General features: G+C 28.7%; 8 protein-coding genes. 1 reads left to right on the forward strand and 7 read right to left on the reverse strand.

The features are described 5' to 3' along the window. Positions 1–49 precede the first annotated feature (49 nt). The 7 genes from MKD41_RS05565 to recG form a co-directional block, all read right to left on the reverse strand. Positions 50–652, reverse strand: coding sequence for a TetR/AcrR family transcriptional regulator (locus tag MKD41_RS05565; protein WP_240244452.1), 603 nt, complete (start codon positions 650–652; stop codon positions 50–52). 90 nt (positions 653–742) lie between these two features. Further along, positions 743–1,936: a hypothetical protein gene (locus MKD41_RS05570; RefSeq protein WP_240244453.1), complete on the reverse strand. Its 1,194-nt coding sequence runs from the start codon at positions 1,934–1,936 to the stop codon at positions 743–745. Positions 1,937–2,202: 266 nt separating this feature from the next. Continuing rightward, a complete protein-coding gene (locus MKD41_RS05575; RefSeq protein ID WP_240244454.1) occupies positions 2,203–5,355 on the reverse strand; it encodes a glycoside hydrolase family 2 TIM barrel-domain containing protein in 3,153 nt (1,050 codons plus the stop codon). 359 nt (positions 5,356–5,714) lie between these two features. Next, positions 5,715–7,493 (reverse strand): ABC transporter ATP-binding protein, encoded by a 1,779-nt coding sequence (locus tag MKD41_RS05580; protein WP_240245007.1) that lies wholly within the window; start codon positions 7,491–7,493, stop codon positions 5,715–5,717. Between the two features lie 100 nt (positions 7,494–7,593). After that, positions 7,594–7,827: a hypothetical protein gene (locus MKD41_RS05585; protein ID WP_240244455.1), complete on the reverse strand. Its 234-nt coding sequence runs from the start codon at positions 7,825–7,827 to the stop codon at positions 7,594–7,596. Positions 7,828–8,011: 184 nt separating this feature from the next. Next, positions 8,012–10,438, reverse strand: a complete 2,427-nt coding sequence (gene pheT / locus MKD41_RS05590) for a phenylalanine--tRNA ligase subunit beta (protein ID WP_240244456.1) — start codon at positions 10,436–10,438, stop codon at positions 8,012–8,014. 95 nt (positions 10,439–10,533) lie between these two features. Further along, the gene (gene recG, locus MKD41_RS05595; protein WP_240244457.1) at positions 10,534–12,639 is read right to left on the reverse strand and encodes an ATP-dependent DNA helicase RecG; all 2,106 of its coding nucleotides are present in this window, start codon (positions 12,637–12,639) and stop codon (positions 10,534–10,536) included. A gap of 94 nt (positions 12,640–12,733) precedes the next feature. Here recG and MKD41_RS05600 point away from each other — a divergent pair, with 94 nt between their 5' ends. Beyond that, positions 12,734–13,942, forward strand: a complete 1,209-nt coding sequence (locus MKD41_RS05600) for an RsmB/NOP family class I SAM-dependent RNA methyltransferase (protein WP_240244458.1) — start codon at positions 12,734–12,736, stop codon at positions 13,940–13,942. Positions 13,943–13,986: the final 44 nt, after the last annotated feature.

Raw genomic sequence — 13,986 nt, forward strand, 5'->3', positions numbered from 1 at the left:
TTTGTTATTTATAAAACATACTAAATGGTATGTTTTTAGTTAAAAAAAATTAAATTTTTAATTGCTTTAAGTAAAATGAAAGCCCTTCTAAAAACGTTTCTAGAACAGCATCATTATCATAAAGTTTTCTAATACCTCTAAAACCTTCAAAAGCACTAATTAAATAAATTGCTGTAGACTTACTACAAATATGTTGTTTTAATGTATTTTCTTGTTTTCCTCTGTCAATAAGCGCTACCAAAGCTGTTTTCCATAATTCAATAATATTTTTAAGGGCTTTTTGATAAGCTTCTTCATTGTTTCCAATTTCATTGATTAAATTATTCATTGGACATCCATTTTGCTTATCATAAAAAGAAAATTTTTTTAAGCGATTGATAAAAACATTTTGAAGAATTTGGTACGCATCACCAGGTTCTTTTAAAGGTAAAATCATACCTTTTACAACGCGATTTTGTACTTTTAAACTAATAACTTCAAGCCCTAAGTCTTTTTTACTTTTATAATGATGATAAAAAGCTCCTTTACTTAATGTAGTCTCTCTCATTATTTTATCAATACTGGTTGTTTTAAAACCATTTTCATAAAATAATTTAAAAGCTTTATCTATTATAAGGTCTTTGGTTCTTTCAGACTTTAATTCTTGTTGCATAATGCAAAACTAACTTAAACATACCACTTGGTATGTTTAAGTTATGTTAAATAAATGATAAAGTGTTCTAAAAAACACTTAGTAGATTTATTAATAACTCATTAACGTATTAAAAGTTGCATTTAATTTATGCATATTTAAATTATCGTCAAACGTATTTTTTACAACTGATAGTTTTCCTTCAAGTTCTGAAATTTTATTATCTATACGAGTTTTATCACCAATACTTTTACTTTTTTCAAGAACATCTTTAAGTGAAGATTGATAAGACGATAATATTGAGATGTATTCTTTACTTAAAGATTCTACTTCATCCCTAATAAATTTAGCCTGATTTAATGCGTAATTTGGATAAATTAATTGGCTATTTGTAAGATTAGCATTATGGTCTGAGGCATTAGAATTAATAATTTTATCTACCTTTTGTTGAACAATACTTTTGGTATAATATTTATTAATAAGTTGTGTCAAAGATAAATTTTCATCTTCTTTTGAAATAGCATTCGGATTTAAAGTATTGGAACGTTCAGTAGTAAATTGCGTTAGTAATAAAACTAATCCTTCTTTTCTAATATCTAAGTTTCCTAAATTTTGTTCAAATTCAATTTGAGCTTTAGCCAAACCTTCATAATGTTCTAGATATACTTTTAATGAATTTTTTAAGGCTACAACGTCATCTATTGATGTATCTTTACCATTAAGGGCATTTACCATTACTAAATCTACTACAGATTTTATTGAACTTGCAACAGGAATAGCACTTGTAAGTGTTTGAGTAATTGGTGATTTTATAATATTATCTACAAAAAGTAAAAATTTTGATGTTTTAACTCCGTTTATTTTACTTTTTCCTTTTATTATTTCTTGCTCTAAAATAGATGTAATTTCATCTGATAAAGAGAATCCTAAGTCTGAATTATCTGGATTATTTAAACTTGAAATTTGTGTTAAATAGTCACTTGTTGCATCTAATTGTTTAATAGCGTTTAAACTTGCGTTAGATGCAAAAACAAATTCTGTAGTATTTATAATTTTTTTTCGTCTTTGATCTAATTGTTTTTTTAATCCAAAAAGCTCTGCTTCAGTTAAATTTTGAATTTTTTGATTGTTAGATTCCATTAACTCTTGAAAATTCTCAACTTTAAGAGCAATTGTATCTAACTTTTCTTTTGTTTTTAATAAATCAAAATAATTTTTGTAAATAACATTTACAGAATCTTTTAAGCTTTGACCATTTACAACCGAAGATGAAACGATTATAATAATTGTTAGTATTTTTTTCATATTATAAATTATTGGGTTAACTACTTATAGTGTTTTCTTTAATTTCTAATAAAATATTTACATAGAAAAAGAGGAGAATTATAATGTATTATAGGTTTAAAACACTAATTAACATACAAATCTTCTCTTTTTTTAAGCTTTAACAGAGCAATTATAATACCAAGAATATAAAATTCTAATAAAAATGTATTTTTTACAACATATTTATTCTTATTAATTGTAAAAATATGAAAAATAAATATGTAAAATTAGAGGCTTTTAAGTTTCTAATACATTTTTTTACTTAGCTCTACCAAGTTTGTCTCTTTTGAAAAAGGTCTTAAAATAAATTTATAGGTATAAACTCTAGGCTTTATTAAGTATTGTTTTAAAGGCTTCGCTCCCCAACTATCGTTACCTCCTACTCCCATTTGTTTATAATCTAAGTTAAGTGTAACTAAATTACGCTTTTTAACATCAATTGTATGTTTATCTTCATTTTTACCGTAGGAATCAAAATCTTCAATGGTATAGTTTTGAGCATTTACACTAAGTAAAGGTTCTCCAATAGCCATTAACCCAACTCCACTTTTATTTTGTAGTGCTACCCAACGCACATCTGTTTTATTACCATTTTCTTGCGGTCTAACATACGCAAAATATTGCTCGGCTACCGAACCAGTGTAAAGGCCAACAGGAGCTCCTGTATTTCTATCGGAATAATTCTCGTGTTCACCACGGCCAAACCAGGTAATTTTTTCAAATTCAACAGGTAAAGTCATTTTCATTCCAATTCTTGGAATTGCAGGAAGATCAAAAGTACCATTCTGAAATTTGTTATCAACTACCACATCTCCATTACCATAAATGCTATAAATGGTTTCAAAATAAGAGTTTCTAGCATCTTTTAATAACGACCTTACTGTAACTTTTACTTGATTATCTGATATTTGTTCTGCAGTTATTTTCTTTAAAATACGATCTTTACCTGCATTACGCCAAAGTCTATTATCGTAATGCATATTAAACCCGTGATCATTATCTACTGGAGCTCTCCAAAAATCAGGTTCTAATCCAGTTCTAATAAATTCTGTTCCTTTAAAATTAAAGGAATTTATTGTTCCGTCTTCTTTTTTAAACTGAATTTTAAAATTTTCACCTTCAATAGTATAATTTGCTGTTTGAGTTGTAAGTTTAAGATCTTTAATTTTTTTGATATTAACTAATTCTGCTGGCTTACTCCAAGGCATTTTTAATTGCTCCCAGGCAAGTTCATATCCTTTAGAAATAAATCGTGTTGCTTCTTTTTGCAATAAGCTTACTTTTAAAAAATATTCTGTACCTTCTTTTATCGATATTTTTGGAATATTTAGAGTTAGCTCTTTATTTTCTTGTGCTGGCACATCTATTCCTCCCATATTTTCTTCGGCAATTACAACTCCATCTGCAATAATACTCCAATAAAGATCGAAATTGTTTAAATTTAGAAAATGGTATTTATTTTTTAATTGAATTGTTCCTTTTGCAAGATCAACTGCTTCTACACCTAAATATTGGTATACTTTTTTAACTTCCCAATACGCAGGATGCACTGTTCTATCTGCATTAACAATTCCGTTGATACAAAAATTATTATCGCTACGTACGTTTTCATCACCAAATTCACCTCCATAAACCCAATATTCTTCACCTTCATCAGTAGTTTTTACTAAAGATTGATCTACCCAATCCCAGATAAAACCTCCTTGTAAATGTTTGTACTTTTCAATAGCATCCCAATATTCTTTTAAATTCCCAGTACTATTTCCCATTGAATGTGAATATTCGCACATAATTAAAGGTCTGTTTTGCACTTTAGATGCGTACTTAACAATACTATCAATACTTGGGTACATTGGACAAACAATATCTGTATGAGGTTTTAATTCAGCTCTTTCATAGTGTATAGGTCGAGATGAATCTCTTTGCTTAATCCATTCTGAACAAGCTTCAAAATTAGAACCATCACCTGCTTCATTTCCTAAAGACCAAATAATTATTGAAGGATGATTTTTATCACGTTCAACCATACGCATTATACGGTCTAAATGTGCAGCTTTCCAATCTGGTTTATTTGCCAAAGTAAACTCTTCAGTATATCCCATACCATGAGATTCAAGATTTGCTTCATCTACCAAATATAAACCGTACTTGTTACACAACTCGTACCAACGTTCCATTGTAGGATAATGACTTAAACGAACAGCATTTATATTTGCTTTTTTCATCAACTCAATATCTTTTATCATCGATTCTTCAGAAATAATATGACCTGTATATGGATCGTGTTCGTGGCGATTTACACCTTTAATTAAAACAGGAACACCATTTACAAGTAACTGTCCGCCTTTAATTTCAACAGTTCTAAAACCAATTTTACAGCTAACAGTCTCCAGTATTTTACCAGATTTATCTTTTGTAGTTATAACAAGTGTATATAGATTAGGAGTTTCCGCAGTCCATTTTTTTGGAGTGTCTATTTTAGATTGAAGCTTTATTTTTTTAGCACTATTTTTAGCTAATAAAACCGTTGTTTCCATTTTTGAAATAACAGTTGTTCCATCTAAAATTTCTGCTTCAACAAAAACATCTGAAAAATTATTAGAACTCTCATTTTTAAGATCAATTTCTAAACTAAAAAGACCATTCTTATAGTCTTCAGTTAGTTCAGGTTTTGCAAAATAATCTTTTATATAAAGTTTTGGCGTTGCGTATAAATAAACATCGCGTTCAATACCGCTCAATCTCCAATAATCTTGATCTTCAAGGTAAGAACCATCGCTAAAACGGTAAACTTCAACTGCAATAGTATTTTCACCTTTATTAACATAAGATGTGATATCAAATTCAGCTGGCAGCTTACTTCCTTGACTATAACCTACCTTTTTACCATTTACCCATAAATACATAGCTGACCTAACTGATCCAAAGTGCACAATAACTTTATGATTTTCCCAAGTATTTGGAATATTAAAAGTACGACGGTAAGATCCTACCGGATTAAAATCGTGATCAACAAATGGTGGTGCTGGAACCAAAGGAAATCTTTTTACATAAATTGGAATTCCATAACCTTCTATTTCCCAGTTTGATGGTACCTCTATTTCATCCCAATTACTAACATCAAAATTATTCTGATAAAAATCTACAGGTCTGTCCGCCGGTTTTTTTACCCAGTTAAACTTCCATTTTCCATTTAAAGATTGAAAACGAGGAGAATGCTCTTTAGTATTTTTTAATGCAGCTTCCTTATTTGTAAAAGGAAACATTGTACTACGTGCAGGTTCTTTGTTTTGTTCAAAAAATTGAGGATTTTCCCAATCAACTTGTTTGCTTTGTGAAAACAACGTGTTACCTAAAAGAAGCAAGATTAAAAATGAATAAAATAACTGTTTTTTCATGTGTTTAAAATTAGTTTATACTGGATAGATTTGAATTTATATATTGAGAATAATTAAATATTCACTTATTAAAATATTACTTAAACAAGAATATTTTCACGATTAATTTATTACGTATAAATTAAAATTATTCACATTCTATGTTTTAAAGTATAAATATAAGTCTAATCTTTTTTGATTGTATTAATTAATTGTATTTTTTACAGTTAATTTAATTATAACAAGCTATAAAGGTTTAATCTAAATAAAAATTAAACAATAATTGTACTAACTATTAGTAATTACAATAGCTAGTAAACAATTTAAATAGTATTTGTTTATAAAAAATTGAAATGGTTTTTACCAAAGAGCTACATAAATTAATCGCTCATAGTATTGGTAATTTTATTTAAGTTTAAACTATTAGCCATAGCGTTAAAAATTTTATAATAAGCACTTTCGTTATTATATAAAACTTCGTGAGAACCTTCTTCTATAACTTTTCCTTTTTCTAGAACAATAACATTTTCAGCATCTATTATTTGTGAAATACTATGTGATATAATAATAACAGTACGTCCTTTTTTAATAGAATCTAAACTCTTTTTTATTTGTTCTGTTGCAATAGTATCTAAACTTGCTGTAGGTTCATCAAGAAAAATAATTGGAGGATTTTTTAAAAAAAGTCTAGCAATAGAAACACGTTGTTTTTGTCCACCAGAAAGTAAAGTAGCTTTAGAATTATAACCATCTGGTAATTCTATTATTTGTTCGTGAATATGAGCTTTTATTGCTGCTTCAACAACTTCCTCGTCTGTAGCATCTTCTTTTCCGTATAAAATATTTTCTTTTATACTACCATTAAAAATATGATTTTTCTGTAAAACCAACCCAATATTATTTCGCAACCAAACAGTATTGTATTCCTTTAAATCTACCCCATCTAAAAGAATACTTCCTGAGGTTGGTTCAAAAAATTTATCTAATAAATTAATTACTGTACTTTTTCCTGCACCGCTTAAACCAACCAAAGCATTGATAGTATTTGGTTTAATTAGCATTGATACATTTAACAATGCTTTTGTGCCATTTGGATAGGCAAAATCTACATTTTTTAACTCAAATTTCCCTGTAATTTTTTCAGGAATATAGGTACCACCAAATTCTGTATCATTAGCATCCATAATATCGAAAAATGCTTCAGAATAAATTAAGGCATCATTTACCTCATCGTAAATTCTATGCAATTCTCTAATGGGAGCAGAAACATTGTTAAATAATAATATATGAAACATAATTGCTCCAATGGTCATTGTCCCATTTAACACAAAATAGGAAGTTAAAATAATTATAATAACTACTCCAAACTGTTCAATAAATACATTAACTCCATTAAATAAAAAACTTAATTGACGCGTTTTCATTTGGTTTTCGGTCATATTAAATTGAATATCTTCGTGTTTTTTACTTTCAGAATCTTCTCGGGTAAACGATTTTATAACGGTTATTGAGTTTATTAAATCTATAATACCATTATTTCTAGATTCTCTAAAACCTCGCATTCTTCGTCTAAAACCTTTTAACTTATTAGCTTGTAAACTACTGATATAAAAAAATATTGGTATAATACCCAAACTAACCAAGCCTACATAAAAATTAGCTTGAAACATAAAAAACAATGCTATTATTGCATTTGAAAATAATGGAAGAATATCTAAAAAGAAATTTTTAACCAACTGAGTAAGACTTGAAATACCTAAATCAATTCTTGTTTGCAATTTCCCACTTTCATTCTCTGTAGAGCTGTAAAAAGACATTTTATAGGTTAAAATTTTATCTACTACATTTTGCGCAAAATCACGAGAGATATATATTTTCATTTTTTCGCCATAAAACTTTTGCCCATATTGTATTATAGCATAAATCAACTCTTTAGCAAGCAAAATAATACTGATTGTTACTAAAAGTGAAATTCCGTCTTTAAACCCATTATCTGCTTCAGTTAATAACGTAAGTTCATCAACAGCATAACGTAAAACCAGGGCATTTACTTGTGCTAAAAATGAACCAAGCAATGTTAAAAACAATGTAGCAATTACTAAATATTTATATGGTTTTACGTAACTTATTAATTTCTTAAAAAGTTGAAAAAGACTTATCTGTGGTTTTTGTTTTTTTATTTTAGGTATTTTCAATCGTGTTAAATTTAATTTGGCTTACACTTTTTATAATTTGTTTAATAATTGCTACAACAAGCTATTAAATTGTAATTGTTTTTCTTAAAAAAATCCATTTCAATAGCATTTGTTTTCCAGATTGTGTTTTATATACCTTTATTTTAGGTGAAAGAAAAAAAGAAAATCCAGCAGCAATCATTCCTTTAAATCCGGGAGTTAAGTTTTTAAATGTAACGTGTAAAATCATCCAAATTATTAAGAAAATTATAAATGATACTACATACGTAAAGATTATAAACTTTGTTTTTCTATTCATTTTATTGATTTACTGTTTCATAAATAATTTATCTTTAGTAAACATTTTATTTACCGTTTAAATAATATTGCTTATTGTTAAACCCTAATCAAATGTATTTAAAAAAGTGTAAAAGTGAAAATTACAAAGAGCCCATTAAAATAAATTTTAATGGGCTCTTTTATTAAATTATTTACGCTATAACTTATCGTAATGTTGCTCCAACATTTTTCTCAAATGTTTGTTGCAGTTTTTGCATTACTTTATCAATTTGTTTATCGGTTAACGTTTTGTTTTCATCTTGAATTAAAAAGCTAACTGCGTATGATTTTTTACCTTCTTCTAATTTATCTCCTTCATAAACATCGAATAAATCAACTTCTTTCAATAATTTTTTTTCTGCTTGGAAAGCTAAATTATAAATTTCATTAAACGTAACTTCTTTATCTAATAATAAAGAAAAATCGCGTTTAACTGCTTGAAATTTTGACAATTGAGAAACATTAATAGAAGACTTACCACCTACCTTTAATAAATTTTCCCATATAAAATCTGCAAATAAAACTTCTTGTTTAATTCCAAATTCTTTATTTATAGCACGTTTTACAACACCTAAATCTACCAATTTAATTTTACCTAAACTTAGAGTAACTCCTTCAGAAAACACATCGTTTTTAGTAGGTGTTATTTTTACTTTATTAATTCCTAAACGTTGTAATATTGTTTTAACAATACCTTTTAAATAAAAGAAATCTGATGTTTTTTGAACCACATTCCAACTTTCTTTTGTTCTATTTCCAGAAACAAATAATGTTAAATGTTTTTGTTCAGAATAACCACTTTCAAATTTATGGTATGTTTTACCAAACTCAAAGAATTTTAAAGCGTTATTTTTTCTATTTATATTGTAAATAACAGATTCTAAACCACTAAATAATAACGATTGACGCATTACACCTAAATCGCTACTTAACGGATTTAACATTGCTACGTTATGGTCATTATTAATCATTTGTGTAAGTTCTCCATAACTTGCTTTTGTTAAAGAGTTTGCCATAGTTTCGTTAAAACCTTGAGCAACTAATTGATTGGCTACTATATTTTCTATCTTAACCTCATCAAAATCTGAAAAGGCAATTGAAGTATTTAATTTATGTGAAAATTCTACATTATTATAACCATAAACACGTAAAATTTCTTCAATTACATCGGCTTCTCTTGTAACGTCAACTCTATATGCAGGAATGCTTAACCCGATTCCTCCTTCAGTTACACTATTAAACTTAATATCTAAAGAAGCTAATATATTTTTAACTGTTTCTCTTGGTATTTTTGCTCCAATTAGACGATCCATTTTTTCAAAAGACAAATACACTTGGTTTGCTTCAAATTTGGTAGGGTAATAATCCATAACTTCTGAAGAAACTTTACCACCTGCCACTTCTAAAATTAAATTTGCAGCTCTTTTTAATGCATATTTTGTAATATTAGGATCTATTCCTCTTTCAAACCTAAAAGATGCATCTGTATTTAACGCGTGTCTTTTTGCTGTTTTTCTAACTGCAACAGGATTAAAATAGGCACTTTCTAAAAATATAGAAGTTGTATTTTCGGTAACACCAGAATTTAAACCTCCAAACACACCTGCAATACACATTGGTTCTTCATTACCATTACAAATCATTAAATCTTCTTCATGTAATTCGCGTTCAACCTCATCTAGAGTTGTAAATTTAGTACCTGCTGGTAACGTTTTTACAATTACCTTATTTCCTTTTACTTTTGATGCATCAAAAGCGTGTAATGGTTGCCCTAATTCGTGCAATACATAATTTGTAACATCTACAATATTATTTATAGGGGTTAAACCAATTGCTTTTAATCTATTTTTAATCCATTCTGGAGATTCTTTTACTGTAATATCTGAAATTGTTACACCTGTATATCTTGGTGCTTTTTCAACATCTTCAACAACTACATCAAAACGTAAACTTCTATCGTCTACATGAAATTCTGTTACCGATGGCGATATTAATTCTAAAGGAATATCTTGTTGAATTAAACCAGCTCTTAAATCTCTTGCAGTACCATAATGACTCATAGCATCTGCTCTGTTAGGTGTTAAACCAATTTCAAAAACTTCGTCTTTTTCAATATTAAAAACTTCAGCTGCTGGCGTACCAACTTTTAAAGTTTCATCTAAGACCATAATTCCATCGTGGCTACTTCCTAAACCAAGTTCATCTTCAGCACAAATCATTCCATAACTTTCTTCGCCTCTAATTTTACCTTTTTTAATTTTAAAGCCTTTACCTTTATCATCATACAAGGTAGTTCCAATAGTTGCTACTGGTACAGTTTGCCCTGCAGCTACATTTGGTGCTCCACACACTATTTGAACTGGAGCTTCTAATCCTAAATCTACGGTAGTTATTTTTAACCTATCTGCATTTGGATGCTGAATACAAGTTAAAACTTTCCCTATTACAACTCCTTCTAAGCTTCCTTTTATGGATTCTACAGTCTCAATTCCTTCAACTTCAAGTCCTAAATCAGTTAACAATTCACCTGTTTTTTGAGCTTCCCAATCAACTTTTAAAAATTGCTTTAACCAATTATATGATATTTTCATCTTTAGATTTTATTTTTAACAGGGTGCAAAGATAATTAATACAATTTAAAAGTTAGAAATTATACAACTTTTTTGATGCTTTTAGACAAATATTTTTAACTAATATTAGCCCAAATAGTACTGCTTTTGCTAATTTGTTGGTATGCATTTCTAATTGGAGCGTTTTCTGGAGTTTTTAATGATGCGTCTTTTGTTAATACGTCTATAGCCATACTTCGTGCTTTTTTTAATAGCGGAGCGTCTTTAACTATATCTGCAATACGCAAATTTAAAACCCCACTTTGCTGTGTTCCCATTAAATTTCCTGGTCCACGTAATTTTAAATCTACCTCTGCAATTTTAAATCCATCGCTAGTATCAACCATTGTATTTAAACGAATTTTGGCATCTGAAGAAAGTTTAAAACTAGTCATTAAAATACAGTAGCTTTGTTCAGCTCCACGTCCTACTCTACCTCGTAATTGATGAAGTTGTGAAAGTCCAAAACGCTCTGCACTTTCTATTACCATAACACTTGCATTTGGAATATTTACCCCAACTTCTATTACAGTTGTTGCTACCATAATTTGAGTTTCACCATTAATAAAACGTTGCATTTCGTATTCTTTATCTGCCGATTTCATTTTACCGTGTACAATACTTATTTGGTAATTTGGTAATGGAAATTCTCTAGAGATACTTTCGTATCCATCCATTAAGTCTTTGTAATCCATTGCTTCAGACTCGTTAATTAGCGGATACACCACATACACTTGACGTCCTTTTAAAATTTCTTCTTTTAAAAATTTAAAAACAGATAATCTGTTAGCATCGTATCTATGGGCTGTTTTTACTTCTTTTCTTCCTGGAGGTAATTCATCAATTACAGAAATATCTAAATCTCCATAAACACTCATTGCCAAAGTTCTAGGAATTGGAGTTGCTGTCATCACCAAAATATGTGGTGGTAATGTGTTTTTTTGCCACATTTTAGAACGTTGAGCTACACCAAATCTATGCTGTTCATCTATAATTGCAATACCTAAATTTTTAAATTTCACTTTATCTTCAATCAGCGCATGCGTACCAATTAAAATATCTAATTCACCAGATAACAATTCTTTATGAATTATTCTTCGTTCTTTTATTTTGGTTGATCCTGTTAACAATTTCACTGAAACATTTAAACCATCTAACATTTCTACAATTGAATTGTAATGCTGTGTTGCTAAAATTTCAGTTGGCGCCATTAATGCCGCCTGAAAATCATTGTCTAAAGCAATTAATATTGTTAATAAAGCAACAATTGTTTTTCCAGAACCAACATCTCCCTGCAATAAACGATTCATTTGTGCATTAGAACCAAGGTCTTTTCTAATTTCTTTCAACACACGTTTTTGTGCATTTGTTAAATCGAAAGGTAAATTATTTTTATAAAAATTATTGAAATTTTCTCCTATTTCAGTAAAATTAAAACCTTTAATTTTTGCTTTTCTAACCAGTTTTTTTCTGATTAATTGTAATTGAATAAAAAATAATTCTTCAAATTTTAACCTATTTTGTGCTTTGGTAAGTAATTCTTGATTTCTAGGAAAATGAATATTTAATAAGGCTTCTCTTTTAGAAATTAAGTGTAACTCTTTTATTATTGAAGGCGAAAGTGTTTCGCTAAATTTACCGTGTACCTCTTCAAACAAATTCTGAATCATTTTAGAAACTACTTTGTTTGAAATTCCTTTATTGGTTAATTTTTCAGTTGAAGGATAAATAGGTTGCATGGCGCTACGCAAATTCTTTTTATAATCTGCCAACAAATCCATTTCTGGATGTGGCATAGAAAACAAACCATTAAAAAAAGTTGTTTTTCCAAAAATAACATACGGAGTGTTTGTTTTTAGATTGTCTTTAATCCATTTTGCACCTCTAAACCAAACCAGTTCCATAGTACCAGTTTCGTCTCTAAAGGTTGCAACTAGCCTACTTCCTCTTTTTTGCTGTACGGTTCTAATATTTGTTATTTTACCAATTACCTGAATTTCTGAAGAGTTTTGCTGTAATTGATTAATTTTAAAAAACTGAGTCCTATCTATATACCTATTTGGAAAAAAATTAATTAAATCACCAAATGTAAAAATCCCTAATTCCGATTTTAATAAATCGGCTCTATTGGGACCTACACCTTTTAAATATGATATTGAAGTATTTAAGCTATAAATAGACATTCTTTTTGTTAAAATGACGAAGATAATAATTCGCATAGCAAATAGCAATATCTTATCATCTAATTTCGTATATTTGCAGACTTATTTTTTACACATGAGATTACATAGAAATTTAGTGTTTACCGTAATAGATTCAATAAAACTTGTTTTTAATGAAGGTGAATATGCCGATAAAGTAGTGCAAAAAGCACTAAAAAGAGATGCTCGTTGGGGAGCTAGAGACCGAAAATTTGTTGCAGAAACTATTTACGAAATGGTACGTTGGAAACGACTGTACAACGAAATAGCTGGAACAAAATCTCACTATTCAACAGAAAATGTTTGGAAAAACTTTGCTGTTTTTGCAGTTCTAAAAGGTTACAAATTACCAGACTGGAACCAATTACAAGGTGTTCCAGAAAGAAGAATTAAAGGTAAATTTGATGAACTTCAAAAAGTTAGAGTGTTTAAAGAATCTATTCCAGATTGGTTGGATGAAATAGGTGTAAAAGAATTAGGTGAAAAACATTGGACTAAAGAAATTGCTGCTTTAAATAAACAAGCTGAAGTTATTTTACGTACAAATACACTAAGAACGAACAAAGCTTCTTTAAGAAAAAAATTAGCAGACGAAGGCATTGCCACCTCTTTTATTGATGGTTATCCAGATGCTTTAAAATTAGTAGAACGCGCCAACGTTTTTAGAACAGATTGTTTTAAAGATGGTTTGTTTGAAGTACAAGATGCTTCTTCTCAATTAGTTGCTGCATATTTAGATGTTAAACCAGGTATGAAAGTAATAGACACTTGCGCTGGTGCTGGTGGAAAAACATTACATTTAGCTGCTTTAATGGAAAACAAAGGTCAGGTAATTGCAACAGACATTTACGAAAGTAAATTGAAAAAATTAAAAATTAGAACACGTAGAGCTGGTGTACATAATGTTACAACCAAAGTATTAGATACTACTAAAGTCTTTAAGAAAATGAAAGGTACTGCAGACAGAGTTTTAATTGATGCGCCTTGTAGTGGAATTGGTGTTTTAAGAAGAAATCCAGACAGTAAATGGAAATTACAACCTGAATTTGTTGAAAACATTATTAAAACTCAGGCTGAAATATTAGAAAACTATTCTAAATTAGTAAAAATTGATGGAAAGTTAGTGTATGCTACCTGTTCTATTTTACCTTCTGAAAACGAACTTCAAGTAAAGAAATTTCTAAAAAACAATACTAATTTTAGAATTATAAAAGACCATAAAGTTTCACCTTTTAAAACAGGTTACGATGGTTTTTATATGGCATTATTAGAAAGAAATAGTTAATATTTAACTAACTAAAATAGAGTTTACACAAATTAGTAAGTTAA

Origin of the sequence: Lutibacter sp. A64, from assembly GCF_022429565.1 — a bacterium.
Classification (GTDB): domain Bacteria; phylum Bacteroidota; class Bacteroidia; order Flavobacteriales; family Flavobacteriaceae; genus Lutibacter.